The 25622-nt window shown below is 37.9% G+C and carries 27 protein-coding genes; 5 read left to right on the forward strand and 22 right to left on the reverse strand.

What is annotated here, in order from left to right; genetic code table 11:
• Positions 1–8: 8 nt before the first annotated feature.
• The 14 genes from ACY650_RS02290 to ACY650_RS02355 form a co-directional block, all read right to left on the reverse strand.
• A complete protein-coding gene (locus tag ACY650_RS02290; RefSeq protein ID WP_462251322.1) occupies positions 9–1745 on the reverse strand; it encodes a M14 family zinc carboxypeptidase in 1737 nt (578 codons plus the stop codon).
• Between the two features lie 113 nt (positions 1746–1858).
• Positions 1859–2440 carry a HupE/UreJ family protein gene (locus ACY650_RS02295; RefSeq protein ID WP_462251324.1) on the reverse strand — a complete coding sequence of 194 codons (582 nt, stop codon included), beginning with the start codon at positions 2438–2440 and terminating at the stop codon, positions 1859–1861.
• Between the two features lie 11 nt (positions 2441–2451).
• Entirely contained in the window at positions 2452–2961 is a 510-nt protein-coding gene (locus ACY650_RS02300; RefSeq protein WP_462251326.1) for a DUF6702 family protein, read from the reverse strand.
• Between the two features lie 12 nt (positions 2962–2973).
• Positions 2974–3954, reverse strand: a complete 981-nt coding sequence (locus ACY650_RS02305) for a CobW family GTP-binding protein (protein WP_462251328.1) — start codon at positions 3952–3954, stop codon at positions 2974–2976.
• Entirely contained in the window at positions 3951–4607 is a 657-nt protein-coding gene (locus tag ACY650_RS02310; protein WP_462251330.1) for a DUF1826 domain-containing protein, read from the reverse strand. Before ACY650_RS02310 ends, ACY650_RS02305 begins: the two co-directional genes overlap by 4 nt.
• Positions 4604–5827: a GTP-binding protein gene (locus ACY650_RS02315; RefSeq protein WP_462251332.1), complete on the reverse strand. Its 1224-nt coding sequence runs from the start codon at positions 5825–5827 to the stop codon at positions 4604–4606. The genes ACY650_RS02310 and ACY650_RS02315 overlap by 4 nt, the downstream gene beginning before the upstream one ends.
• On the reverse strand, positions 5827–6252 hold the full coding sequence (locus tag ACY650_RS02320) for a hypothetical protein (RefSeq protein ID WP_462251334.1): 426 nt from the start codon (positions 6250–6252) through the stop codon (positions 5827–5829). The genes ACY650_RS02315 and ACY650_RS02320 overlap by 1 nt, the downstream gene beginning before the upstream one ends.
• Positions 6249–6668 (reverse strand): DUF3299 domain-containing protein, encoded by a 420-nt coding sequence (locus ACY650_RS02325; protein ID WP_462251336.1) that lies wholly within the window; start codon positions 6666–6668, stop codon positions 6249–6251. The genes ACY650_RS02320 and ACY650_RS02325 overlap by 4 nt, the downstream gene beginning before the upstream one ends.
• Complete coding sequence (locus tag ACY650_RS02330) at positions 6652–7032, reverse strand: MerC domain-containing protein (protein ID WP_462251338.1); 381 nt, start codon at positions 7030–7032, stop codon at positions 6652–6654. The genes ACY650_RS02325 and ACY650_RS02330 overlap by 17 nt, the downstream gene beginning before the upstream one ends.
• Positions 7033–7471: 439 nt before the next feature.
• A complete protein-coding gene (locus ACY650_RS02335; protein WP_462251340.1) occupies positions 7472–7744 on the reverse strand; it encodes a hypothetical protein in 273 nt (90 codons plus the stop codon).
• Between the two features lie 149 nt (positions 7745–7893).
• Positions 7894–8640, reverse strand: a complete 747-nt coding sequence (locus tag ACY650_RS02340; protein ID WP_462251342.1) for an SOS response-associated peptidase — start codon at positions 8638–8640, stop codon at positions 7894–7896.
• 67 nt (positions 8641–8707) lie between these two features.
• Positions 8708–9013, reverse strand: coding sequence for a hypothetical protein (locus tag ACY650_RS02345; protein WP_462251344.1), 306 nt, complete (start codon positions 9011–9013; stop codon positions 8708–8710).
• 92 nt (positions 9014–9105) lie between these two features.
• Positions 9106–9450 (reverse strand): 5-carboxymethyl-2-hydroxymuconate Delta-isomerase, encoded by a 345-nt coding sequence (locus ACY650_RS02350; protein ID WP_462251346.1) that lies wholly within the window; start codon positions 9448–9450, stop codon positions 9106–9108.
• A gap of 395 nt (positions 9451–9845) precedes the next feature.
• On the reverse strand, positions 9846–11192 hold the full coding sequence (locus tag ACY650_RS02355) for a serine hydrolase domain-containing protein (protein WP_462251348.1): 1347 nt from the start codon (positions 11190–11192) through the stop codon (positions 9846–9848).
• Between the two features lie 206 nt (positions 11193–11398).
• Between ACY650_RS02355 and ACY650_RS02360 the strand changes: the two genes are divergently transcribed.
• Positions 11399–11956 (forward strand): hypothetical protein, encoded by a 558-nt coding sequence (locus ACY650_RS02360; protein ID WP_462251350.1) that lies wholly within the window; start codon positions 11399–11401, stop codon positions 11954–11956.
• A gap of 76 nt (positions 11957–12032) precedes the next feature.
• Positions 12033–13085, forward strand: a complete 1053-nt coding sequence (locus ACY650_RS02365; RefSeq protein ID WP_462251351.1) for a DUF4407 domain-containing protein — start codon at positions 12033–12035, stop codon at positions 13083–13085.
• A 4-nt stretch (positions 13086–13089) separates the two neighbouring features.
• On the opposite strand, the gene ACY650_RS02370 is transcribed toward ACY650_RS02365, so the two are convergent.
• Together ACY650_RS02370 and ACY650_RS02375 are read right to left on the reverse strand one after the other, a co-directional pair.
• Positions 13090–13626, reverse strand: coding sequence for a hypothetical protein (locus ACY650_RS02370; RefSeq protein WP_462251353.1), 537 nt, complete (start codon positions 13624–13626; stop codon positions 13090–13092).
• 38 nt (positions 13627–13664) lie between these two features.
• On the reverse strand, positions 13665–14381 hold the full coding sequence (locus tag ACY650_RS02375; protein ID WP_462251355.1) for a hypothetical protein: 717 nt from the start codon (positions 14379–14381) through the stop codon (positions 13665–13667).
• Positions 14382–14498: 117 nt separating this feature from the next.
• On the opposite strand from ACY650_RS02375, the gene ACY650_RS02380 reads away from it, so the two are divergent.
• Positions 14499–15116: a hypothetical protein gene (locus tag ACY650_RS02380; RefSeq protein ID WP_462251357.1), complete on the forward strand. Its 618-nt coding sequence runs from the start codon at positions 14499–14501 to the stop codon at positions 15114–15116.
• Between the two features lies 1 nt (position 15117).
• On the opposite strand, the gene ACY650_RS02385 is transcribed toward ACY650_RS02380, so the two are convergent.
• From ACY650_RS02385 to ACY650_RS02410, 6 genes are all read right to left on the reverse strand, one after another.
• Entirely contained in the window at positions 15118–16440 is a 1323-nt protein-coding gene (locus ACY650_RS02385; RefSeq protein WP_462251359.1) for a sensor histidine kinase, read from the reverse strand.
• A 23-nt stretch (positions 16441–16463) separates the two neighbouring features.
• Complete coding sequence (locus ACY650_RS02390) at positions 16464–17141, reverse strand: DUF6989 domain-containing protein (RefSeq protein WP_462251361.1); 678 nt, start codon at positions 17139–17141, stop codon at positions 16464–16466.
• A 13-nt stretch (positions 17142–17154) separates the two neighbouring features.
• Positions 17155–18435: an oxygenase MpaB family protein gene (locus ACY650_RS02395; protein ID WP_462251363.1), complete on the reverse strand. Its 1281-nt coding sequence runs from the start codon at positions 18433–18435 to the stop codon at positions 17155–17157.
• A 98-nt stretch (positions 18436–18533) separates the two neighbouring features.
• Positions 18534–18902, reverse strand: coding sequence for a response regulator (locus ACY650_RS02400; protein WP_462251365.1), 369 nt, complete (start codon positions 18900–18902; stop codon positions 18534–18536).
• Positions 18903–18994: 92 nt separating this feature from the next.
• Positions 18995–19369, reverse strand: coding sequence for a response regulator (locus tag ACY650_RS02405; protein WP_462251367.1), 375 nt, complete (start codon positions 19367–19369; stop codon positions 18995–18997).
• A gap of 1 nt (position 19370) precedes the next feature.
• Positions 19371–21290, reverse strand: a complete 1920-nt coding sequence (locus ACY650_RS02410) for a YfiR/HmsC family protein (RefSeq protein ID WP_462251369.1) — start codon at positions 21288–21290, stop codon at positions 19371–19373.
• A 142-nt stretch (positions 21291–21432) separates the two neighbouring features.
• Between ACY650_RS02410 and dinB the strand changes: the two genes are divergently transcribed.
• The gene (dinB, locus tag ACY650_RS02415; protein WP_462251371.1) at positions 21433–22635 is read left to right on the forward strand and encodes a DNA polymerase IV; all 1203 of its coding nucleotides are present in this window, start codon (positions 21433–21435) and stop codon (positions 22633–22635) included.
• 1 nt (position 22636) lies between these two features.
• Positions 22637–25621 (forward strand): DNA polymerase III subunit alpha, encoded by a 2985-nt coding sequence (locus ACY650_RS02420; protein ID WP_462251373.1) that lies wholly within the window; start codon positions 22637–22639, stop codon positions 25619–25621.
• Position 25622 lies beyond the last annotated feature (1 nt).

Genomic DNA, 25622 nt, shown 5'->3' on the forward strand with positions numbered 1-25622 from the left:
AAGTATACTTACTTCATCAATCTAAAGATCGGGTATCGAAGATATTCTGGCTCTCTATGCTCAGACCTTTGATAGATGAAATCTAGTTGACGATAGGCACTACCAGCCAAACTTGGATCTAAGGCTTTAGACTCTTCAAGTTCGCGCTTGATTTCCGGATTTTCTTCAAGAATTTTCAAGGCATGGTCTTCAAATACATATGAGGAAAAGTGCTCTTTCTGCTGAAGAATTGCATCAAAGAAATTCCAGGCAAAAAATGAATCAGGAGCCTCAGGTTCAAGAGTCTCTACAATGTACCTATTGCGCCATTGATTTACCGGAACCAGCACATCGCCTTTTCTGAATTCAATCTCAACCTGCTTCGAAGAGACTTTGACATCATAATGTCTATAATGCCCTTCATATGGGTTGCTTACTGTCTTATAATCATCAATCATATATGCCTCAACCTTTATGGTACTGTCCGATTCAAGTTGAAGCATCTCTATTTGATTAAGAGCTAACCTAGATATGACAGCTCTCCATTGTTGTGGTATGATATAATACTTAGGAGCCTCAACTACTTTATTCGCAATGTAATCATCTCTGAACGGCACCTCCTTTTCAAATGGCTGATCCCTATCATATTTCAAACGCACTAGCCCCGAAATCTCACTCTCGACATAAGTAGGTTCATATCCACTAAACAACAATGAAGTGAATTGACTCGTATCTACAGCCCACGAAATCTCGTAGTCTTTTTGAGTAGATATACTGGCCTTCGTCTCTTCTCTAACCCTGATTAATTCTTCACCATTTTGATTTAAAAAATCAAGCATCGTTTGCATGAGCGAATAAGTAGATTCTACCCTTTTTTGATAGGATTTGAGCATATGTGTTTCACTCATAAATCCTATGGTGTGGAATAAAGCTGCATAGCCAGTAGAATATCGAGGTAAGTCCAAAAATTGATTCCAGCCTTTATCAGGAGTCTGTCCCCAAGCATTCACATAAGGTATTGCCTCAAATCCTCTTTTGCTCATCCCTTCGTAAGAAAATGGCAGGAACACTTCATCGATGTAGTTTTCCAACTCGCCTCCCATCTTATCTTTTTGAGAATTGACAAGGGTTATTATGTGCTGATAATCGGCACCATTGCTTACGTGAGTATCTAAAAATAAATCTGGGTCATATAGATGAAAGATCTCCTGAAAAGATTGCGAATTGCGTGTGTCTGATTTGATAAAATCGCGATTCAAATCATAGTGTCGAGCGTTGCCACGAAATCCATATTCAACAGGACCGTTTTGATTGACACGAGTCGTAGAATTCCTATTCAAAACTCCTCCTATATTATAAAATGGGATAATTGCAATTACCACCTTTTCGAGGACCTCTCGGTTTTTTCGCTTATTATCCATTAGATCTCTCGCAAACATTTGGCTCGCACTAATACCATCAGTCTCTCCAGGATGAATGGCATTGTTGATTAACCAGATAGCCTTGCCAGTTTCTTGCAAATCTTTTGGTGTCTTCTCCGTCCCCGAATTAATCAGAACGACATGAAGCGGAATACCAATATCCGTTTGACCATGCTCAAGGATAGACACCTCATCATACATTTGATCTAACTTTCGATAGAAAGTCATTGCCTCTTCGTATGTCGCCGACTCGGTGTAGTTAGATTGCTCATATCTAGTAACTAATTGAGCATTACTAGCAGTTACTATATAGAAAGCGAGAAATATGAATAGTATGGTCCTCATTGAAATGATTTCAATTCAATGATAAAGAAACGACCCATCAATGTTTCCACTATTATGATGAAAGGTATTAGTCCATTGACTATCGCTAACATCAAGTCAATTCATAATCCAATTTATCCTGTAATAGCATCCAGAAAAATGGTGGCGGCGATGCCAAACCCAGCTCCAGAAACGAACAAATTCCACTTGAAATGCTCTCCTTTTATGACCGAAGTATAGATCCATAAAAGAATAGTAAATAGTAATACAATGAATAATTGTCCTACTTCAATCCCAATGTTGAATAAAAACAATGGCATAATAATGCTATCACCAAATAGCATAAACTTAAAATTACTTGCAAAGGCAAGGCCATGTATTAATCCAAAAACAAGCGCAATGGCATATTTAATCTTCGTGTCAGAAAACTTACCTTCTTTCTCATAATTCATGACGTTTGCAATGGCTGTGATCATGATTGTAAATGGAATGAGGGTATCAATTAGTTTGGAATTAGCAGGAATTACATCAAGTGCACTTAGAATAAGCGTCCCACTGTGACCTATTGTAAAAGCAGTAATAATTACTAAAATCTGCTTCCATTGTGAGAGTTTAAATGCTGCGCATAGTGTCATTACAAAAAGTAGGTGATCATATGCTTTTATATCAACAATATGTTCCCATCCATTTATAAAAAATGAGTCTAGATTATTCATTGTAAGTTAGGTTAAAATTGATAGTTGACTTGGTAATTATAGAAGTTTGCCTCATGGTAACCTTCCTCCAAAAACGGAGGAATTCGAATCGTCATTTTATTAGATTGTAATGGTCCGAAATCATTAAAAAAAAGCTGATTCTCGATAAGTAATGCATCACCTTTATTAATGACAACATTGTCCGCTTGAAATTTTAAACTCAGGACATTATTTGCAATGTAAGCCTTAGAGGATTTGTAGTTTAAAATCAGCTTTCTACCGCTAATTAAAATCCGATAAAATTCATCAAAGTAGTATTCAATCTCCGCAATATCATCCTTGGATAAATTGGAAGCATCTAACTTTTCTCTATTTATAGTTTTTTGAAAATCATCAATAAACACCCTGCATTCAATTGCAACACTGCTCTTTTTTGAATCATATTCTATAAGAGATGTAGTCAACTTCAATGGATGATCAAATGAAGTTGATATAAGAAATACTATTAATAACAATAGTGAACTTTGAATTTTATGTTTCATAATAGATTCTAATTAAACTGGGATTAAATGCTTATTGAACATTTTCTCAAACACTTCTTTTTTAAGCCCTCTACCTATGAAAACAAGCTTACCTTCACGATTATCCTCATCTTCCCAAGGTGTCCCGTCCGTGGCAATGAATGAGCTTCTTGCTGATTGAAGAATGACTCTATTAGGATAATTTGGTATTGCTATAAATCCCTTCACCCGATATACTTGATCTCGATACAGATGAACGATTCTATTAAGGTCTAACTGCAAATTATTGAGATCTAGTGCTTGCGGAAATGTTAAAGTAAATGTGGTGATCTTGTGATCATTGTTGGATGTATCTTTATGATCATGGGAATGATCTCGAAAGTGTTTATTTGCAATAGTCTCCACAGATTGTGGCTTAGCAGTACCTATTTCCATTATTTCCGACACTGGAAAATTGCCGTTGACGCCAGAAAAAATTTGAGCTTGAGGATTAATACCAGACAGCAACCTTAATACTTCACTGTGTTTTTCATCTGACACAGTATCAACCTTGTTTATCAACAAAACATCGGCAACTGAAATCTGTCTAAGCGCTTCCTCAGCTTCATTCAACCAATCTTCAACATTACTAGAATCGACGAGACATATTACTTGTTGTAATGAAAATGCGTGTTCAACTAATTCATTTTCCAGAAATACTTGAATAATGGAACTGGGGTCTGCTATGCCGGTTGTTTCAATAACCATTCGATCATAGCTCTCTCTTTGTTTGTACGCTTCTTGCAAGATATCAAGAAGGCCATCTGCTAATGAACAACAGAGGCAACCTGCAGTCAACTCAACAATTTCTTCTACACCATCCATTACTAAAGCGCCATCTACATTGGTAGCGCCACATTCATTCTCTATCACAAAAATTCGATCAGGCAGACGTTCTTTTATGAAATGGTTTAGAAAGGTGGTTTTACCAGCTCCTAAAAATCCTGTGATGATATGGACCGGTTTTGCTTTCATACATCAATTCTCAGTATGATTCTTTTGCCAGCCACACTTTTTATTTCAGGTGATCTATGAACGATCCCAGGGATTTTTTGAAACTTATTGGGGATTTCACCTTTCAAAATTCCTACTTCAAATGGCTCCATCCGTTGAATTTTTTCTGGATCCTTAACAATCAAGTCGTTAGTCTTGCCCAACCCTCTCCTATTGGTTGCTTTTTCTGGAAGCCACTCCGTGCCCATTCCATAGTAGGTAGTAAATAATCGTAACGTATATCCATCAGTATGAAACTTGGCACATGAATTATTGTCTATCATCTTAAGATGAATAGTACCCGATTTACAACCAGATAGTGATAAAAAATCGGATGCCAGTCTGCGTACATCTTCCCAAAAGAGTTCCAATGCATTTATGTTAGGATCGGCCCATTCCGATCTAACTCTTTCAATACAATCATCCAGTTCAAGTAAATTGTAATTGAATTGGATAGGTTTAATTTCTGATTCCAGGAGTCGACCGAGATAACTAGAAATCGCCATATCAACTGGTCGTCTCCAACAGTATAGATTCACGTCATCATCGTTGATAACATTTCTATCTTCCCAGGAACTACTGACAACCTGCTTTGGATATCTGGCTCTTATAAATGGAAATGAAAACAGATTCATATTGGCCAGTCATCCTGAAAACCACTTCCTGACTGCATTCCAACAATTTCTAAATCCGTCAATAGACACTTGTCAAGATCAGCAGTAATTTTTTCCTTGTCCATATCTTGTCCAATAAAGACCAGCTCATTCATTCGATCTCCCCATTGCTTATCCCATTTTGCTTGAATTGCTTCCTGATTTTCCAGGTAAGCTTCACTCATTGCACGTTGTTTCATTGGAACACTCGCCCACCATCGTCCATAAACTTCTGCCTTCAATGATCCTCCAGCTTGACTCCAAAGTACTGCCTTATCTTGGCGTGAGGCTATCCAAAAAATACCTTTGCTTCGAATAATACTTGTAGGGAAATCTTGACTTACGTATTCCAAAAATCTCTGCGGATGAAATGGCCTCGCATTTTGATAAACAAACGATCCAATTCCATACTCTTCGGTTTCAGGATTATGGGAAATTCCTTTTTGAGCCAATTCAAGTTCTTTTTGCCAACCAGCTGACTGCTCAGCTATTTCATAATCAAAGAGACCTGTATTTAGAATTTCTCTAGGATTGATCTTACTGTGTGTTGTTCGAATAATCTTAGCAGTTGGATTCAGCTTATTGAGCGTTCTTTCTAACAAGCCTAATTGATCATCTGTCACCAAGTCAGACTTGTTTAGTATGATCACATTCGCAAACTCAACTTGATCGGTAAGTAAATTCACGATAGACCGGTCATCTTCCTGATCGTCGGTCATCTCTCGATCTAGAATGGTATCTGCAGTACCAAAATCTTTGAAGAAATTAAAAGCATCTACCACCGTAACCATGGTATCGAGTGTGCTAAATTGTGTAAGATCATATAGCTCATCACCAGTTGCGAATGAAAAGGTTTGAGCGACAGGAATGGGTTCTGAAATCCCCGTACTTTCAATTAGGAGATAATCAAACTTATTCATCTTAGCCAGTTTCTCAACCTCTATCATTAAGTCTTCGCGTAGCGTACAACAAATGCATCCGTTGCTCATCTCCACTAACTTCTCGTCGGTTCTAGAAAGCTTAGCTCCATCTGCGATCAACTTTTCATCAATATTGACTTCACTCATGTCATTAACAATCACGGCCACTTTCAAGCCCTCACGATTATTTAATACATGATTTAGTAAAGTCGTTTTACCTGCTCCCAAAAAGCCACTGAGTACAGTAACAGGAAGCTTCCGCTTTTTCTTTAATAAGTTCATTATTTAGTCTCAGTAAGTGTATTCAATATTCTTTGAGCTCGAGCATCCAAGTTCATCGCCCTCCTTTGTAAATCTTGCTGAATTTCAAGAACCATTGCTGGTGTAAGATCAGGTGAAGAACCATGATCGTGATCATGATCATGTCCATGGTGGTCGTGATCATCATGCCCTGGGACCTCAACGATTGATTCCTGCCATGTACCCCAATCAGTGAGTAACACTTCAACTGAATCTTTAATAGCAGAAAGCTGAGGCTCTTCTAAAGCTTCTGCACGATCACTTATTTGTTGAATTTTTTCGCTTACTTGTTGTCCAACATCAAGCGCACTTTCGTGTAATTCTTTACTCTTTTCTATTAGTTCTCCGTTCTTTGAATTGGAGCATCCAAATACAACAACTGCAAATACAAGTATTAATAATCTCATAGTTGAATAATCTTAGCGTCTTCTAATATGAATACCAGATGTTCATAGTCATCTTTATTGAGCCTGAGTGTCCCTTGAACTGTAAGCATTTCGTCCGTTCGGAAGGGTCGCTGCCTTGAGTTAAACACGACCTCAGCAACAGACTCTTGACCAACTCCTCCGCCACAGAAAAAACAAGATGCATAAGGTAGTTTAGAAATAATGATACGCTCACCTTCCAATTCTAGCGGCAAATAGTGTCCAGTAAGTGTTATTGTAGATCCTTCAAGTTGTTTTACTTTATTACTAAATGTTGGAATCTCAACTTCAGCACCTAATTCTTCAGCCCATTGCCAATTGAATTTTGTATCGGCAAAAACTTCCCATCCAGATATCTGAATCGGTAATACAAGAATTAGACTAATGAGTATATGCATAGCGTTTCCATTTTAAATTTTGGACATGCGTATAGATCAAGACCATCGCTCCAGAGATTGAGAGGCCTAACGAAATCCACTCATTAGATACCAACTCGCCATTTACGATCAGTAGAAATCCGGCTATGAATAAAACTGGAATGAAGTGCTGCTTGTGACGAAGATATCCCCCTCCAAAAGCTACTAAGCCAATAACTAAAGAAAGGCCAATAATTAATCCTTCTATCCATTCCTGATCAATAATCCGCAAGATCGACTCGAATCCAAAAATCAAGAAAAGGGGGATACACAAACAATGAATGGCACACACCATAGACGTACACATTCCTAACATATCTAAAATAGCAGTATTCTTCTTGTTCATTGATGAAAGACTCAATTGCGATTAACAGTAAATCAAACTGGATTTTACAAATGCAATATTATTGCATTTAGGTTCTAATTGCAATGATGTTGCAGCTAAAGTTGCTGGTAAGAACACTCAATTGGACCATGATAATTTATTGGTCTATTCACCAATAAATGAAATAGAAAAGATTGAATCAAAGCAATAGGAGTGCCTTAATGTAAAAATGTTATACTGAGATAAAAGGTACAGAACAGTAGCCTTTTTGTGAGCTTTAACCTGCGAAGAGGGTGATAGCAAGTATTGTCAAATACACTACCAACAAGATTCTTTTAGCCTTCATTATTTCCGTTCGTTTAGTCCCTTAGAGACTATTAACGAATTTCCGTACCAATGTTTCATTTTTTAAGAACAAAATGATTGTTGGCTAGATAAATACCGAAGAAAATACGATAGACTAAGAATTATCAATAACTGTACTGAATGAAACAGGCGCTGAACTACTGCTATTGTGCAGTATGATTTCATACCCGTGATTACCATTGAAGGCAGGAGACCATGAATTTTGATTTAATTGATAGTAGCTATCAGGATCCTTGGTTCCATTTTTAACTGAATAAGCTCCTAAGGTTCTAACCGGATAATAGCAAATGACTCGTAATTTTTCGTTTCTACCTACTATGATCTTTATCTCTTCGTCGCTTTCCAATTGGTGGTATTTAATTTTCATGCTGTGAGTGTTTTCTTAATGAGTTTAAAGCTGCGCTACTTAAGCGATAATATCAATACCCGAATTGGTTAATGTGAGTACCCTATTTTGGGTAATTGATTCCGCTAAGTATTAATTACATAAACGCGTTAGCAAATACTTTGTTTTCATTAAAACAATCCACCTTGTATTTCCTCTAATTCTGGATAATATTTTCTTTCTTGAATCTCTGGCACATTGCCCTTGTAGATTCGATTGAGTTTTTTATTGGACTTAATAGGCTGGCAAGGATAATAATCCAAAAGTCCATCAGGTAATGGACGAATAAGTTCCTTTGCCTCCTCAGGCGTCCCATGAAGCCAAACCTCATCATCTTTAGGATCCACAATGAAGATCATCCGAGAGTCTGGTGAATATGCCGGCTCATTGTGAATCCAAGCCATCTCCTTATTAGCAGGTCCAGTTACTAATGTTACAGTATCGATAGGTATATCATCATTCGGATCAGTAAATGTCTGCCACAATCCACCTACTAGAAAAGGCTCACCACTCTTCAACTGCACATAATGCGGGTAAGCAACTCCATCTTTCTTGTGGTGATCAAAGAAACCATCGAGCATCACCAAACAGCGACGCTCTACTGCAGCTTCTCGATAGATACTTCGATCTGTAAAAATCTTATCGTCACGAGCATTTAGTGTATTCATCGGCCTACCATTGATTTGCGGGGCATAGACAAATGGTACATACGCCCAATGATGAAGCTGAACTTTATCAGGCTGAGTGTTGGTAATCACCGGCAAATCTGGCTCTTCAAACCCATTGAGATGATACATTTCAGGAAACTTCATCTTTACCTGCTCCCAGGTACCTGCATCGCCGTAGCGTTTTGCATAATGTTGAGCTCTTTTGGTCATGGTGGCAGCATCGTAGCACATATTCTTGGTGGATTTAAGTGGTAGACTAAAGATAATCGCTAATTCATCACATCATCAATTCCTGACGAATCTCTGGGAACTTCTTGAAAAATTCTTTAGCATCCGTATCGGTCTTAAATGTAGTACGATACTCTCCAAGCTCATGCTTAATATGCAACTCCATAAATGCATACATGTGCCCTTTAGTAAGGTCTTTTAGCAAAGCCTCCTCAATGCTGTAGTCCTGATCAAACAGATACTTCAATTGTTTATACTCTAATGGAAATAGTGTCTGACGCTCCGCATACAATGTTTCTACTCTTTTGATCCACTCATCTCTGTGAATTCCTTGACTTTTTCTATCTACAATCATTTTACTAATATTTTTAGTAAAATTAAATTCAATGAACTGGATTTAAAAGTTAGAAGTAATGGAAATAAGGTTTTTATCGAAAATTAATATTGCTACTTCGAAGGATTGTAGTAAGTGGCAGCTTCGAAATCGGAAACATTCATTGCTATAGGAGAAACTTCAGGTAACAGTTTTTGAAGGCAATGCACGATTGATTCAGATAAAGCGGCTTTTTGCTCGGTACTTCTCCCTTGCATGATGTAAGCAAAGACATGCACAAATGGGTGATTCATCTTCCCTCCAACAGTAGACTTTTCGAATCGTTCGATTCTTACCTTGATATCGTCTTCTTTGAACAGTCCACTTGCAAAAGCAGTCTCATGCACAGCCATCAAAATTTCATCTTCTTGTTCTGGCGTAATGGTCTCTTGTGTGGTATATAGTAGAAAGTGCGGCATAGTGAGTCAAATTGTAATTAAAAATAAGTTGATCAGATATTAGAACGTGGGAGTAAATATCAAGAGTTCTAATTTCAATTAATTGAAGTATTAAAAAATCTTATTAAATAGTCTAAGAAAGTAATTACCAATTGAATAATAAATCCATATTATGACAGCCCAGAGTAATGCAAATAAGGGTGTAAAAAAATTAGTCATTATGAAGCCGATAAATCCATAATATTCGCTATCGTTAAAATTAAATGGAATAATACCGAATAGCACAAATAGACTACCTAGGAAAAAAAATGGGGCCATGCAGAAAAACATATTCCAAAATAATGTCCCGAACAATTTTTCAGGTCTGGATTCAAATTGCTTCAGATATTTCATCTACTAATATTTCTATTTAACTTTTATGAACTAAGCACTTGAATTATGGCGTTTACAAATCCATCAAAATCAAAATCTCCATTATAAGTTACTCCTAAGCGTACGACCACCAAATCTTGAGAGGGTATGATAAAGACGCGCTGACCATGAAATCCTCCCATATAATACGTGTCTTGTGGCAATTCAGGATGGGTAGCCTGTAACCAGAATTGTGCGCCATATCGACCTTGCGCCTCAGGATCTTTAGGAGCTTCCTGAACAAACGAAACCCATGATTCTGGTAATATCTGCTCACCTGCCCAGTTTCCATTATTTAAATAAAGCTGCCCAACACGAGCCCAATCCCTGGCAGTAGCCCATCCAAAAGATGAGCCAACAAAATGTCCAGAAGCATCAGGTTCTATAATGAATGAATAGGCACCAATCCGATCAAATAATTCTTGATTGAGATAATCCAAATATTCATCTTGACTTAAAAAATATTGCCTCATCAAATGCATCAAAAGGTTGGTGGTTCCAGAAGAATAGTACCATTTTTCACCTGGATTAGCTTCTAACGGCTTATCTACCGTCGCAACTCCCATTGTATCGCTAATCCACAACATGATATTTGCGTCAGAGTATGATCCGTATTCTTCTTCAAATTTCAATCCGCTACTCATCTGTAGTAAGTCTCGATAAGTAATAGATTCTTTATCAGTACCCTTCCATTCATCTATTGGTGCCGGTGCTTCCAAGTTTAACAAACTATCGCGTATCAAAAGACCAGCCATTGTGCTTGTCAAGCTCTTTGTCATACTCCAGCCCAGCAAGCGACTATCTTTTGTATATCCCTCTGCATACTGCTCTCCAATAAGTTGGCCCTTGTATAAAACCACCACTCCTCTTGTATTGATGGTATTCTCTGGATCGTTTTCGTATGCAGAAGCAATTATTTCATTTATCTCTCTCGATTGATCTTCACTAATCACTTGTACAGTATTCATATTCTCAAACCAATTTTGAAGGCTATCCAATGGATTGAGAGATCGCTGAAAGGTTTCTGTCACAAGATCTTCTTCCGATATCTCATTGAGTAACACACATCCTAGACCCTCTCGATAAATGGCCTTTCTGGGCACAAGACCCCACATATTAGATGTTGCAGATTTGTTTTCATAGTCTACGGTAGTATTGGTCATTGCAATGAAGGAAAAGCCCAAGTCAATGCTTTTAACAACATCTTCATCCATACCTGCTACAAAAACACATGAGCATAGATTCTTGGCAGCATAGCCATTAACTACTTGAAAGTTCGGTTTCAGATAGGCGTAATATGCGATTATAATCGCAGCAAGAAACACCAAGAAGATGATAGATAATCGTTTCATTTATCAAACTTACTCCCATTTTTTCTCATTGTATTCTAGAAATAAAAATCGTTCAAAAACGGCTAACTCACTTATTAAAACAATGATTTTTGATTAAAAACCAATATCCATACAATGAAGAGAATTAAATCATTTTTCAATTCTGGCATTCATTTTGAATTATCTCAGTCTAAAAGGTCAATATGTTTCACTAAAACAAACCGCTTATGAAAAGGCTATATATTCTCTTAATTACAGTAGCAATAGGACTATCAGGATGCTACTACGATGGCACACGCGGACCAAGAGGTTATGACGGTAGGGATGGGTTAGATGGAATCGATGGTGTGGATGGTGAAGAAAGTTACGTTTTCGAATATGAATTCAGCTTTACTGCACCTGACTATAGCGTGATCTTAAATCTTCCAAATGATTTCAACATGTTGGATTCAGATGTTGCACTGGTCTACTTTCTATGGGAAGTAACAAACGATGGAGTGGAAGTTTGGAGAGCCTTACCGCAAACGCTTTACTTCAGTGATGGAGTACTTAAATACAATTATGACTTCACCAAGTTTGATGTAAGCGTATTCCTTGACGGTACTGTCAACTTCGATGGACTAGGAGCAAATACAACAGACAATTGGATCGCTCGAGTGGTAGTGGTTCCAGGTCAGTTTGCTGGACGAATCGACTACTCAGATTATAATGCTGTAAAAGATTTCTTTGAATTTTCTGAATCAAAATTGGCAACGAAAAATTACCAAACTAGACCAAACCAATAGGCGATACTGTATTGGGGGATGAACGAGTTTTTCATCCCCTACATAACAATTATTCAACGTTAGCGTTGGATTTTTTATGAATCGCTTAAAAGAATTTTTCTGGCAATGTGCTGGAGCAAACAAAGAAATCCTTAATAATTGTCCTTCCGAATCAAGTAAATATGTAGGAATTGGTGCTACTATTTTCTTCACTGGTGTGTTTGCATCACTTGCCGGAGGGTATGCCAACTACACCATATTCGATAGCTATTGGGCTGCTGCATTCTTTGGAATCATCTGGGGCCTCATGATTTTTAATCTTGACAGATTCATTGTGTCAAGTATGCGGAAAAACGGCGATTCAAGACAAGAATGGTTAAGCGCATTGCCCCGATTAATACTTGCCGTCATTATCTCTGTGGTAATAGCAAAACCGCTTGAATTAAAAATCTTTGAAAAAGAAGTAGAGGCAGAAATTTCATTGATGATTCAAGAAGACCTGGCCACCCAAGAAATGACTGTGAAGCAACGATTCAGTGAAACTAGAACCAGACTCAACAATGAAATTCAGTCTCTGAAGAATGAAATCAATGAAAAAGAAGCTAAAAGAGATGAATTACGAAAAATAGCACAAGAAGAAGCTGATGGTACTGGTGGAACGAAACAACGCAGTGCCGGCCCAATTTACAGAATCAAAAAAGCAGATGCAGATCGTGTAGAAGCTGAATTGAATGATCTCGTTGCTCTAAATGGACAGCAAATAAATGAAAGAGAAGCTTCCCTCACAGAACTAGAAACTCAGGAAAAAGAAGCGCTTAATGAAATGCAAGAAAGCGAACTTACTGGTCTTGCATCACGAATTGAAGCATTGGACCGACTAACCCATAAGAGTAATGCCATATGGGCAGCTCATTGGTTTATCATGTTATTATTCCTGGCCGTAGAAACTGCGCCCGTCTTCGTTAAGCTCATTTCGCAAAGAGGACCATACGATTTTGTTCTTAAGAAAGAAGAGTATGGAGTTGAGGCAGCATATTATGAGGATCTAGCTAAGGTTAATTCTGTTATCAAAAAACGTTCGGCTAGACTTACCGATGATGAAATTGATTATGTTCAGAATCGACTAGGATTGAGTCTCGAGAAGACATAACCTATTACTTATATTTTTTTCTAATCATCTGTATCTCCTTTTGAAGAAGTATCAGTGCCTTCCGCTTTCCTTCGGTAAAGTCTATCTCCCACTGCAGATTCCAGTCTGATTCGTTCTTTTCATAATCAACATTTCGAGGTGGCGGAGGTAAACTTGCATCTGTTTGCTTATCTGTAAGTAGAAATGGAAATCTTATACTGCGTGACAATCCACAGTCACTTATGTCGATTGGCCCATCTTCCCTGTCGTGATTTGTATAAACCAACCACATTTTATCTTCTATTCGAGGGTATTGGCTGCAGCTGTTATAGTATTTGCCAATTATAACACTATCGCTATAGTTGCCTTTGAGTATCTCCAGAACTTTTAAGTTATATGTCCCCTCTTCATCACCTGGCCCTAATGGTTCCGCGAGAAATATTAGGTTATGATCAGCAAAAGACTCCATTTGTTCCGTTTTCAAATCCCGAATAAAGCTACAAGTACATGAAAATGCGTACGCTGAATGAAACGTAACGAATAAAAAGAGTATATGTCTCATATTGCTAAATAAGCAAATTTCATTCCGTACAAATGGTCTTAAAACCTACTCTGCCAGAATTTCAAGTAATGATCTTCATATCGATATGGATTATTCTCTTTTACCAAGGCATTATATTCTCTGGCAATTCGAATGATATCATCTTCCTCATTTCTATACCCAATGATTCGATCTTTGATTTTGCTGGCAAGGTTAGGGTAGTCACTAACTAGCTTAGCAGCTTTTTTTTCAAACTTCCCTAGATAGAAAGCATCGTCTAGTTGACTCTCTTTGTAAATAGCGAAAGCGGATGAGATATTATCCCTGGTAATGGGAGAAGTATAATACTCACGATATATGCTAATCGGACCTTCTTCATAAACAATCATAAAGTCACCTTCTATGGCATTGCCAACCATGGGATTTTTAAATAAATATCCATCAAATACGATGTAAGCGATATTCTCCTTTTCATAGCGTTGAAATTTCATGTCTTCAAGTGCTTCTTTCTTATTGATAAGTGCAGACAAGCCGCTATATGACCATTCAATTTCGAGTGCACTTTTATCATCATATATCAACAGGACAGGATATGACGTGTAGTAGGTATAGCTTTCATCTATCTCCCAAAATGTTTCATCATTGATATCTGTAGCTTTTTCTAAGTATGGCCTTTCTGTAAAAAAGTCATTCCATTTATCAGATTCAAGAAGACCTTGTCCTGAAATTGAAAAAAATGATACCAGTGTAGCAATGAAAAAATAGAGACGTTTCATCTTAGTGGGTTTCGTCGTTAGATGCTTTCACAATAAAAATCTTGCACTTAACATAAACCTTGTTGAATTTAACGGTCAGAAATTCAAAAAAGAAAAAAGCTTTTTTATTTTGCAAATATGATTCACCGATACCTCTTTCTTGTAGCATTCATTTTTCTATTTTCATGCTCATCAGACTTTGATAATGAATGGAAAAAAGATCCATACGAGGGTACTCACTTCAATAAACTTGTTGTAGTAGGACTATCACATGATATTAACAATCGGATATTTTACGAAGAAGAAGGAGTCACCGAACTAGAAAAGGCCGGATTTCATGCAATAAGAGGCCTTGAAATTTTCCCTCAAGAAGTAACGGAATTAACTGACAATCAAGATACGGTCACTAATTTGATCGTTGAAAATAAAGTTGATGCAGTACTGATTGTTAAAATTCTTCATGAGAATGACCATACTTACATGATGCCGGAAGATCACAAAAAATTCAAGGTGTACTATGGACGTTGGGGAAGAAGCAAGAGTTTGCATCACCCTAGTATGTACTACGATAAGCCAGATAAGTATTTTATGGTCGCCACATTATATGACCTAAAAGAAAAACATCGTGAAAACGAAGAGACAGTAATATGGAGATCATCCAGTATTATCTATAACCCATCTGAGAATATGGAATTTAAGAAGGAGTTTATTGATAATGTGGTTGAGCACATTACTGATCAACACTTAATAGAATGATTTAAGCGGCTGGGAGCGAAACCACAAATGTCGCTCCTTTAGAAGCATCTCTATCATACCATACCTTCCCTCCTATTTGCTCTGTGTAGCGTTTCACTAACGAAAGCCCTAATCCAGACGAACTTTCCTCCCCAGTAGGTCTTGCACTTAGTTTGGCAAACTTGCCAAACAATTGATCCTCCTCTTCTCGCATGATGCCTGGGCCCTCATCCATCACCTTCACAATAACATTTTGTGTTTCATTGGCAATATCCACATCAACCTTTTGAGATTTGGAAGAAAACTTCAGCGCGTTGGATAGCAGGTTTTCCAATATCAACTTTAAATACATGTGATCAACATATACGTTGGCTTCAACCCCAGAAACATTTACTTCTATTTCTTTTTGTCTAGCCTGTTCAGAAAGTGAATTCACCGCTTCATTCACAACTTCCTTGATTTTTAGTCTTTCTGGCTTCAACCTCAATGCCCCGTCCTCCATTGTTGCCATATCAAGTACATTGTTTACTAAACCCTGAGCTTGTGATGATACCTTTTCAATCATCGCTATGAATTTCTTCTGCTGATCGATCTCTCTTTCCTCTTTTAGAATATTGGAAATGGTCGTAATGTTTGCTAGCGGATTTTTTAAATCATGAGCTAGAATTCGAATAATATGATCCTTGTCATCAATCAACTTTTCCAATTTTTTTGATTGCTCAGCAATGGTCTCTTTCTGGTTTTCTAATACAGCATTTTGCTCTTGCAAATTCTTAAGTGCATTGGTTTGCACTGACTCAAAAACTGCTGATATCACTAGAATAATAAGTAGTAGACCAGGTAAAATAGATACATACCACTCTGATCTCATATCTACATTGTATTGAGTAGGAAGAACTTCCCCTTTTAACTCTAGCCAACCAAACCACAGCATAAAAAGAAACGAGACCACTCCCCATGCAATGCCATAGTTTCGATTGACAACAAGAAGTGCCAACACCGGTGTAGATATTATCCAGGGATATATTGCAGACCATACACCTCCAGAATAATAGGTCAATACAATTACCGCTATCGATCCTATCAGAACATACAGGTTGGAAATAAGTAATAAGGGTAGCCTAGTCTTTACAAGCAGAGCCAAGATCACGAATCCTACTACATTAAAGATCATTAAATAAACCCCTAAATCGTATTCAAATAAAACACTGAACCAGATATAGGAATTTGAAAATAAACTAGTGAGTAGGCATGCTCTTACAAAAAGTCTTGCTTTTCTAAGCTTGAGCGAATCCTCATGATATGAAGGGTTAATGAAAAAATCTACAAATCCAGCTACGTTCATAATGATAGTATTTAATCCAGTAGTTAATGTGCGATTGTAAAGGCAATAAATGCACTTACCAATATCCACACACCTTCAAGTATTCCAAGATAGACAGTTTTACTAAGCGAATGTCTCTCCGAATATTGCACTAATACAGGTAGAGACAGGGAAATCAACGCTTCACATACAATCACATAAAGAGGTGCATTAAAGACCATCTTTACGTTTTGATGATACCACCACCAACCTGCGTCTTTAGCCAAATGCTCATATAAAGGAATATACATTCCTCCGGCTATACAAAGGATGATTGATGCCAGAACTACCCCTTTCTTCCTAGTTACCAAAACGCCTACAAAACTTAGCTGCAAAATCACATTAGACCATGCAAATGGCATGTACATTGGAGAGCTCCAAACCATTAGCTCATTCCCCGGGTATACCAGACTATCGATAGTACTTACTAAATAATGATCTGTTACCAATTCAAGAATCCCAGCAATAGTTCCAAAAACTAACAGTCGTTGAATTAATGGGTTTCGATATTTAAGAGCGTAAACCCAATAAAAAACATAAAGACCATAAGTGATAATACTTGCTGATATTGGTCCGCTCTCTAAAATAGAAGAGCCTAAAGACCATGCGATTAAGACTCCGGATGAAGCCAAAATAACAAGCGTGGTTTTCTTGTCTAATCCGGGTATTTGGTTGGTTTCCATGTTCGGCATTTGGTTAATTATCTATTCTTGTCTGTACTGCTAGTCTTTTCCCAAGAATTGCCGGTGAACTGATGGCATTATCCCACTCCTCAACAATCCTCCAGTCTTTTTGAAGAGACGGAGGAATAAAAAACTGAACATTCTTACCATCATTAAAATGATGAATAATACCTTCCAACAGTTTCTTATTAAAATAAGATGATATTTTTTGAACAAACTTGTGCTCTTCAAGACCACTTAGCTTGCCAACGATAAATTTTGTGATACCAAGCAAGATGCGATCCTTGAGATTACCCCTGTTGGTAATTCCTATGCAACTGGATAGATCCTTTTTTGATGAGGCTGAAAAGTCTTGAAGGAAATAATCAATAAAGTAAGAAGGAACCTCGTTTAATGCGTTACCTGGTGTCAGGTAGTTCATAAACTGAATACATGCTGCAGTAAGTGCTTTACCTGCTTCAGATTCTGAAGATTGATGTTCTAGGATTTTTGTAGCCAGCTCAAAACCTTCATCGTACGTATCTGGAAGTAATTTCTCATCTATGCCCATCAAATATCCAACAACTTTCCAACAGTGCATATAACTATCTTCCTCCTCCTGTGATAGGTTAATATCTAGCCTTTTTAATCCCGAAAGGATGACTGGGCCAAAGGACATTAGTGTGCCAGCCAAATCTTCTTGATTGATTGGTTCACCATACGTATTTACATCAAATGGTGACTTACTTTTCTCTTTCAAAAAGAACCTGATTGAAGCATGAATTAATCGAACTTTCTGAAGTGTCACAACACCTTTCCCATTTGCAGAAAGTCCGCCCTCAGAAAGAACATTGACTACCATTTGAGCTGTCTCCATTAGCCTTCTGGCCAAAGGATCTACATCATCATTATGAACCAGTAATCTTCCTGTTTCATAAAGCACTTGAGCTCCATTAGCACACGTATAGCATAAAGGAAGTGAGCTGACGTTGAGAAGCATAAAGATTTCAGGACCATATAGTGAAAATAACTTTTCACCTGCTTTTATCTTTTTGGAATCAGTCCATTCAGGCAATGAGCGTGTAGCTTCTATATATTCATCCAGAACAGTAGAGAGTTGATCACCCAATGATTGAAACATACCTTTTTGAAAAGATGTGTTTCTGAAGAGCATCATCATCACCTCATTTACATTCTTTTCATCACCTGAGGAAATAATTTTATTTACTGTAGTATCAGCTATAGGATCTGTCTGCTTCCTGAATGCGTCAAGCAAATCCTCAGTGATCGCCTCGATGGCAAATGAGTGATTCATTCCGTTAGGTTTGGTAGGTTAAGAGATGTAATGTAACACCTTTCCCCGATTGATCGGAAATGATTGATTAAGAAATTTAGGAGAGTATTTTAAGCTATCTAAATAGCGCTAATCACCTCTTTCAGACCTTGATATGTCCAAGGCTTATCGACGAATCGATCAATCAAGTTTTGCTCTATTGCTTCGCTTACTTCACCTTCTGCTGCATACCCTGAGATCATTACTTTTTTAGGTGCAGCCGTTGTATTCATTTCTTCCAGTTCACGAAGAAATTCTACTCCAGACATAATCGGCATTCTTTGATCTGTGAATACGTATTCTACGTCGTGGCTTTTTAAATATTCAAGTGCTTCTTCCGGATAAGTAGTTGTAAAGACTTCAAAATCTTTTTTGAACATCTCCTTGAATAAAAGGAGGTTGATTTCTTCATCATCTAGGTAAATTACTGCCGGTCTGTTTTCGCTCATTCTCATTCCCTTATGTCTTGCTCTGGTTGATGTTTCAAATTTAATTCAATAATGAATTAGTACGAAGGGGGTGATAAAACGATTTCGACGAATCATGATCTACTACTCAGCAAAAGATCCTTCAGGTTCTGATATGACCATGGTTTGCTCACAAAGCTATCGATCAACTTCGTTTCAAGGGCCTCATCCACTTCACCTTCCTGGGTAAACCCAGAAATAATAACCTTCATAGAATCATCAGATACTCCAAGTTCTTTAAGCTCTTTGAGGTATTCAACACCTGTCATTACAGGCATGAGCTGATCTGTTAATATGTAATCCAATGCATGTGACTTCACATAGGCTATGGCATCATTTGGAGATGTGGTAGTGAAAATATCAAAATCCTTTTTGAACATTTCTCTAAAAAGAATCAAGTTGATCTCTTCGTCATCTAAGTAAATAAGTGATGGTTTTGTTTCACTCATGTTAGCTCGCTATAGGTAGTTTAATAATAAATTCTGTTCCTTCATTCAAGTGGGAATTAACTGCAATAGTTCCTCCATGTCGCTCTATAATCCCATATGTAATTGAAAGTCCCAGGCCGGTTCCTGCACCCACTTTTTTTGTAGTAAAAAATGGATCAAATATCTTCTGCATATCAGATTCAGACATTCCTATGCCATTGTCTGATATTTTTACTTCTGCTCGTTTGCCGTCAAAAGATGTTTCGATATCTATTTTTCCATCTCTCCCTTTAGGTGCTACAGCATCGATCGAATTACTGATGATGTTAAGAAAAGCTTGACTTAGCTGCCCTTTATAACCATCAATCTCCATGTGCTGTTCTGATAAGTTCTTGTTGATGCTAATGGCGTCTTTATGCCTACTATTTAGTAGTAGTAAGGCGACATCCATATCGGCATGCAAATCAATCTTCGTTTTCTGTTCAGTTTCTGATCTTGAGAAAGTTCTCAATCCTTTCACTATCTCAGTAGTTCGTTCTGCTCCTACTTTTATACTATTGATCATCTGATCAATAATTCCCTGTGCTTCATCATAGCCGACCTCTTCTCGCTCCTTTACCAACTTCTCTATGGCCTGCTTCATATTCTTATCATCCTTCTTGATTTCGGTGACGTGTGATATTACAGGACGAATTTCTGTGAATTTGTCGCTAAGGACATGGATACCTGAGTAAACAAAGTTTATCGCGTTATTAATTTCATGAGCAATTCCTGCAGTCAACGTACCAAGAGATGCCATTTTTTCGGATTGCACTAGTTGTGATTGAGTGTCTTGTAGTTCTGCTAAAAGGCTAGCAAGGTCTTCTTTTTGCTCCGCAAGCTTTTTAGCCGCTTTGTTCCGTGCTCGATATGCAGTAAAAATTAAAAAGGAGAATCCAACAAGTACTACCAGGAATAATATTAGAAACACTAATGCACTTTGTTGGGAATTAACCACATTGGACATTTCATCCAACCGCTCTTCCCTCTTTGCAATTTCCTCATTCTGCTCTGCTATTTGTTTTGATTGCTTAGACAGAATTCTATTCCCCTCTTCCATGTTTTCTTTTTGCTCATCAATTTCTTCACCCAATACTTGCAGCTCGTTCTCTCGCTCATCCAGGGTTGTTGTAAGGTCTATCAACCGCTTTTCTGATTCAGCAAACTCCTCGCGAAGACTGTCTAAAATACCAGTCTGTTTATCTATCTGATCTTGTTTTGCTTGGATTTCATTATCTCTTGCTTCGATGATTTGGCCTTGCCCTCGAACAAGTCTCCTAGCCACCGCTACATTCAAATTCAGTGAATCAAATTGAATTTTCAATTCTTCTGCGCGAAGCTCCATGGCTCTTACTGAATCTCGAACTTGCTTGAAAATTTTAGCAACGTCTACTTCTGAGCCTCCCAGCGCATTCATTCCAGCTTTTAACGTCAACCCTTGATTAGTTACATTGGCTCGATTTAATTCAAATGTCAATTCTCCAGAATCTTTATCCAGAAAATTGATCATCACATCTCGTTGCTTATTATACCTATCGGTGATGAGTAAGACATTCTTTCCACCTATCCTATCTAATAAGGTGGGGATCGTGACATTGTATTGATTGGTAACGAAGATTGCATCTACGTCCTCCGGTATTAATACATAGCCAGTAAAACTGACCACAGTATTTCTCCCTGCCAAAGTTTTATTTTGACTTGTGGATCTGAATTCTTGCTTCAAGTCATTATCTGTGGTAATAACATGAATCTTGAATGGGGTATCCTTTTGAGGCCATTCAATATTTTCTATAAACGAATACGTCATAGACACCATCTCCTTCTGTCGATCAGATTGAGCTTCGGCATATTGACATAACAAAATCGTTATGAGGAAAAATATTATTCTTTCTCTGTAATTCATTCTAAGACTGGTGACTGCACGAAAGATAGCTATTTTCAATGGGTTCGTACAAGCAATTAGATAAGTGGTAGCGCTGGCTAGACGAACAACGTATTTATCAGGAAGTATATTTTACTAAAAATATTAGTAATTTTAAATCCTGATGAATTCTTTCATTTTACACTTGGATTTAGACACCTTTTTTGTGTCTGTAGAACGGTTACGAGACCGTCAATTGAAGGGGAAACCCATTTTAATTGGTGGTTCGAGTGATCGTGGGGTTGTCGCAGCGTGTAGCTATGAAGCTAGAAAATTTGGTGTTCACTCAGCCATGCCAATGCGCTTAGCAATGCAGCTATGTCCCGAAGCCATCATTATAAAAGGCAGCCATGCTGATTACACTAAGTTTTCGATGGAGGTCTCTGAAATCATTAAAGAACGAGTCCCAGTTTTTGAAAAAACGTCAATTGATGAGTTTTATGCTGATTTGACTGGAATGGATCGATTCTTTGGTTGCTACAAAATGGCTTCCGAGTTAAGGGATAAAGTAATTCAAGAGACACATCTTCCAATTTCCTTCGGACTATCTATAAATAAAACAGTATCTAAAGTTGCTACCGGTGAAGCTAAGCCCAACAATAAGATTTGGGTTCAATCAGGTACTGAAAAATCCTTCCTCGCACCACTCTCAGTGAAGAAAATCCCAATGATAGGTAGTAAAACACAGCAAACCTTAAGAGGATTAGGAGTTCGTAAAGTTCACACCTTGCAAGAGATGCCAAAAGATATGTTGATGCAAATCTTCGGAAAGAATGGAGTAGCAATGTGGGAAAAAGCAAATGGAATCGACCATTCTCCAGTGATACCATACTCTGAACGTAAATCCATTTCTACAGAACAGACTTTCAATAAAGACACCACGGATATTACTCGCTTAAAGAATATCATCTTAGCCATGACTGAGCATCTGGCCTATCAACTACGACAAGAAAGTAAACTAACTGCATGCGTTGCAGTCAAGGTTCGTTATTCAGATTTCAACACATATACACAGCAAATTCGAATCCCATACACATCAGCTGATCACATTCTTATACCTAGAGTAATTGAACTATTTGAAAAGCTCTATGACAGAAGGCTTTTAGTAAGACTGGTGGGAGTACGTTTCAGTAGTCTGGTACATGGAAACTATCAAATCAATTTATTTGAAGATTCTGGTGAGATCATCAATCTGTATCAAGAGATGGATTGGCTTAGACAAAAGCATGGTGATCGTTCCATTGTCAGAGCAAAGGCTTTAGGAGTAAACGCAATTCGTACATTCAACCCATTCAAGGGAGATACAAGAATTTCAAAAACGAAATAACATGTATCTCAATACGCACACATATTATAGCTTCAAGTATGGTACGCTATCCGAAGAAGAGCTACTAACTACTGCGCAAGCATGTGGTATAACCGAAATGGCACTGACAGACATCAATTCTACTGCCGGGAGTCTGAATTTTGTTCGTTTAGCAACAAAGTTCGATATCCGCCCCATTCTAGGCATAGATTTCCGAAACGGTGCTCAACAAAAGTTTATAGGAATTGCAAAAAGCAATGAAGGGTTTCAAGAACTAAATCGCTATCTCTCAAAGCACCTTCATGAAAAAGAAGATTTTCCAGATCGCGCACCACAGTTTGATCATTCATTCGTCATCTATCCATTTCAATTATCATTTGATTTTAAACTCCGAGAAAACGAATTCTTAGGAATACGTCCAAGAGATATCATCAAGTTGCCAATGACTAAATGGAAAAAGTCTATTAGCAAGCTTGTGATTTTACAGACAGCATCATTCAAAGGTGGTGATGACAATAAGATTCACTTCAACATGCATCGATTACTGAGAAGTATCGATAAAAACCTACTTCTAAGCAGGCTCCCAAAGGAAGAAGAAGGTGATCCAAGAGACATAATGGAACCAGTAGGAAAGCTTTTCGAAGCCTACAAAGACTATCCTGAAATCATTGTGAATACAAAGAAGCTATTGGAGCAATGTGCAATCGAATTCAAGTTTAATGATCCCATTAAGCATCAAAATTTAAAAGTATATGCTAATTCAGAAAATGAAGACATTCAATTAATTACCGATCTCTGTCATAAAGGGTTGCCTTACAGATATGGAGATAATCCCGATCAAAAAATCTTAGATCGATTAGATATGGAACTTGAGATGATTAAGTCGAAAGGGTTCGTTTCCTATTTTCTCATCAATTGGGATATCCTGGAGTATGCCCGGTCGCAAGGGTACTATCACGTTGGTAGAGGAAGTGGAGCGAACAGCGTGGTAGCGTATCTATTGCGAATCACGGATGTAGATCCAATCGAGTTAGACCTTTATTTTGAGCGATTCATAAACCTATTCAGACAAAACCCTCCTGACTTTGATATTGATTTCTCATGGAGAGATAGAGACGATATCACACGATACATTTTTGAGCGATTTGGCACCAAAGGCCAAGTTTCACTTTTAGCGACTTACAGTACATTTCAGCATCGCGCAATCATTCGCGAATTGGGTAAAGTATTTGGTCTCCCTCCTCATGAAATTGAAAAACTAGGACAAGCTGATGAAAAAGAGTTGGATCATATCGGTCAACTTATCCTCAGATATGGTGCTCGCCTCACAAATTTCCCCAGTCACCTCAGTATTCACGCCGGTGGTATTCTTATTGCCGACAAGCCTATACACTATTTTACCGCAACCTCACTTCCTCCAAAAGGGTATCCTGTCACACATTTCGACATGATCATCGCTGAAGATGTAGGACTATTCAAATTTGACATACTCAGTCAAAGAGGATTGGGGAAAATTCGGGATACACTGGATGTAATTAAGCGCAATTGCCCTAATGACCCTGAGGTAGACATTCATAATTTCAAGTCTTTTAAAGACGACCCCAATCTGAATAATAAACTACAAAATGCAGATGCTATTGGCTGTTTCTATATAGAATCTCCCGCCATGCGCATGCTGATGAAAAAACTTCAGGTAAATGAATATTTAGGGCTTGTTGCTGCTAGCTCCATTATCCGACCAGGAGTTGCTAAGTCTGGTATGATGCGTGAATATATTTTGCGATATCGCCACCCTGAACGTAGAAAAGATGCCCATCCCATCTTACAAGACATTATGCCAGACACATATGGAGTGATGGTTTACCAGGAAGATGTAATTAAAGTGGCTCACTTATTTGCTAAACTGGATCTAGGAGAAGCTGATATGCTGAGAAGGGGAATGTCTGGGAAATATCGATCACGAAACGAATTTTTGAAAGTACGAGATAAGTTTTTTCAAAACTGTAAGGATATGGGGCATACATTTGAGCTCTCTTCAGACATTTGGCGCCAGATTGAAAGTTTCGCAGGATATGCCTTCGCAAAAGGTCATTCTGCATCTTATGCCGTAGAAAGCTACCAGGCACTATACCTCAAGACATACTATCCTCTGGAGTACATGGTAGCAGTAATAAACAATGGAGGTGGATTTTATCGCACCGAATTTTACGTGCATGAAGCTCGTATGAGTGGCGCTGAAATCGAAGCTCCTTGTGTCAACCATAGCGAAGGGCTAACAGTGATTTATGGAAAAACAATCTATCTAGGATTCGGGATGGTCAAAGACCTAAATCATTCCACAATTGACATGATAGTAACAGAGCGGTTCAGAAATGGAGAATTTTTTGACTTGAATGATTTCATCGATCGCTTAGAAATTTCATTAGAACAGATCAAACTACTTATACGTGTAGGAGCACTACGTGCTTTTGGCTCAAAAAAAGATATTCTATGGCAAGTACACTTTTCCATGGGAGCCGGTGTCAGTCGAGCTAAAAATGGGTTATTTAAAGTTCCTATTAAACAATGGTCTTTACCTCCCCTTCACTATGACAAGCGCGAAGATGCGCTGGATGAAATGGATTTACTGGGCTTTCCACTATGTAATCCTTTTGAATTGATCGCGACGGATTTTCAGGGAGTACTTTCCAAAAATCTCCCAAATCATCTACACCAAAAAGTCCAAATGATGGGATACTTAGTGACCATTAAAAACACAGGAACATCAAACGGTAAGCGTATGTGTTTTGGAACTTTCATAGATAAGGAAGGTGCTTTCATTGACACCGTACACTTCCCACCTTCTGTGGCCAAATATCCATTCCGTGGCAAAGGCATCTATAAATTAACTGGAAAAGTCGTTGAAGAATTCGACTTCTACAGCCTTGAGGTAGATAAAATGGAGAAAGTAAACTTTGTGAATCTTGAAGATGAATCTAAAGAGATGATCCGAGCCGTATCCAGATAGA

Origin of the sequence: Ekhidna sp., assembly GCF_963691765.1 — a bacterium.
GTDB lineage: Bacteria > Bacteroidota > Bacteroidia > Cytophagales > Cyclobacteriaceae > Ekhidna.

Excerpts from the sequence above, each read along its gene's own strand:
- ACY650_RS02290 (WP_462251322.1), bottom strand. The coding sequence starts at position 1,745 with ATGAGGACCATACTATTCATATTTCTCGCTTTCTATATAGTAACTGCT.
- ACY650_RS02295 (WP_462251324.1), bottom strand. The coding sequence starts at position 2,440 with ATGAATAATCTAGACTCATTTTTTATAAATGGATGGGAACATATTGTT.
- ACY650_RS02300 (WP_462251326.1), bottom strand. The coding sequence starts at position 2,961 with ATGAAACATAAAATTCAAAGTTCACTATTGTTATTAATAGTATTTCTT.
- ACY650_RS02305 (WP_462251328.1), bottom strand. The coding sequence starts at position 3,954 with ATGAAAGCAAAACCGGTCCATATCATCACAGGATTTTTAGGAGCTGGT.
- ACY650_RS02310 (WP_462251330.1), bottom strand. The coding sequence starts at position 4,607 with ATGAATCTGTTTTCATTTCCATTTATAAGAGCCAGATATCCAAAGCAG.
- ACY650_RS02315 (WP_462251332.1), bottom strand. The coding sequence starts at position 5,827 with ATGAACTTATTAAAGAAAAAGCGGAAGCTTCCTGTTACTGTACTCAGT.
- ACY650_RS02320 (WP_462251334.1), bottom strand. The coding sequence starts at position 6,252 with ATGAGATTATTAATACTTGTATTTGCAGTTGTTGTATTTGGATGCTCC.
- ACY650_RS02325 (WP_462251336.1), bottom strand. The coding sequence starts at position 6,668 with ATGCATATACTCATTAGTCTAATTCTTGTATTACCGATTCAGATATCT.
- ACY650_RS02330 (WP_462251338.1), bottom strand. The coding sequence starts at position 7,032 with ATGAACAAGAAGAATACTGCTATTTTAGATATGTTAGGAATGTGTACG.
- ACY650_RS02335 (WP_462251340.1), bottom strand. The coding sequence starts at position 7,744 with ATGAAAATTAAATACCACCAATTGGAAAGCGACGAAGAGATAAAGATC.
- ACY650_RS02340 (WP_462251342.1), bottom strand. The coding sequence starts at position 8,640 with ATGACCAAAAGAGCTCAACATTATGCAAAACGCTACGGCGATGCAGGT.
- ACY650_RS02345 (WP_462251344.1), bottom strand. The coding sequence starts at position 9,013 with ATGATTGTAGATAGAAAAAGTCAAGGAATTCACAGAGATGAGTGGATC.
- ACY650_RS02350 (WP_462251346.1), bottom strand. The coding sequence starts at position 9,450 with ATGCCGCACTTTCTACTATATACCACACAAGAGACCATTACGCCAGAA.
- ACY650_RS02355 (WP_462251348.1), bottom strand. The coding sequence starts at position 11,192 with ATGAAACGATTATCTATCATCTTCTTGGTGTTTCTTGCTGCGATTATA.
- ACY650_RS02360 (WP_462251350.1), top strand. The coding sequence starts at position 11,399 with ATGAAAAGGCTATATATTCTCTTAATTACAGTAGCAATAGGACTATCA.
- ACY650_RS02365 (WP_462251351.1), top strand. The coding sequence starts at position 12,033 with ATGAATCGCTTAAAAGAATTTTTCTGGCAATGTGCTGGAGCAAACAAA.
- ACY650_RS02370 (WP_462251353.1), bottom strand. The coding sequence starts at position 13,626 with ATGAGACATATACTCTTTTTATTCGTTACGTTTCATTCAGCGTACGCA.
- ACY650_RS02375 (WP_462251355.1), bottom strand. The coding sequence starts at position 14,381 with ATGAAACGTCTCTATTTTTTCATTGCTACACTGGTATCATTTTTTTCA.
- ACY650_RS02380 (WP_462251357.1), top strand. The coding sequence starts at position 14,499 with ATGATTCACCGATACCTCTTTCTTGTAGCATTCATTTTTCTATTTTCA.
- ACY650_RS02385 (WP_462251359.1), bottom strand. The coding sequence starts at position 16,440 with ATGAACGTAGCTGGATTTGTAGATTTTTTCATTAACCCTTCATATCAT.
- ACY650_RS02390 (WP_462251361.1), bottom strand. The coding sequence starts at position 17,141 with ATGGAAACCAACCAAATACCCGGATTAGACAAGAAAACCACGCTTGTT.
- ACY650_RS02395 (WP_462251363.1), bottom strand. The coding sequence starts at position 18,435 with ATGAATCACTCATTTGCCATCGAGGCGATCACTGAGGATTTGCTTGAC.
- ACY650_RS02400 (WP_462251365.1), bottom strand. The coding sequence starts at position 18,902 with ATGAGCGAAAACAGACCGGCAGTAATTTACCTAGATGATGAAGAAATC.
- ACY650_RS02405 (WP_462251367.1), bottom strand. The coding sequence starts at position 19,369 with ATGAGTGAAACAAAACCATCACTTATTTACTTAGATGACGAAGAGATC.
- ACY650_RS02410 (WP_462251369.1), bottom strand. The coding sequence starts at position 21,290 with ATGAATTACAGAGAAAGAATAATATTTTTCCTCATAACGATTTTGTTA.
- dinB (WP_462251371.1), top strand. The coding sequence starts at position 21,433 with ATGAATTCTTTCATTTTACACTTGGATTTAGACACCTTTTTTGTGTCT.
- ACY650_RS02420 (WP_462251373.1), top strand. The coding sequence starts at position 22,637 with ATGTATCTCAATACGCACACATATTATAGCTTCAAGTATGGTACGCTA.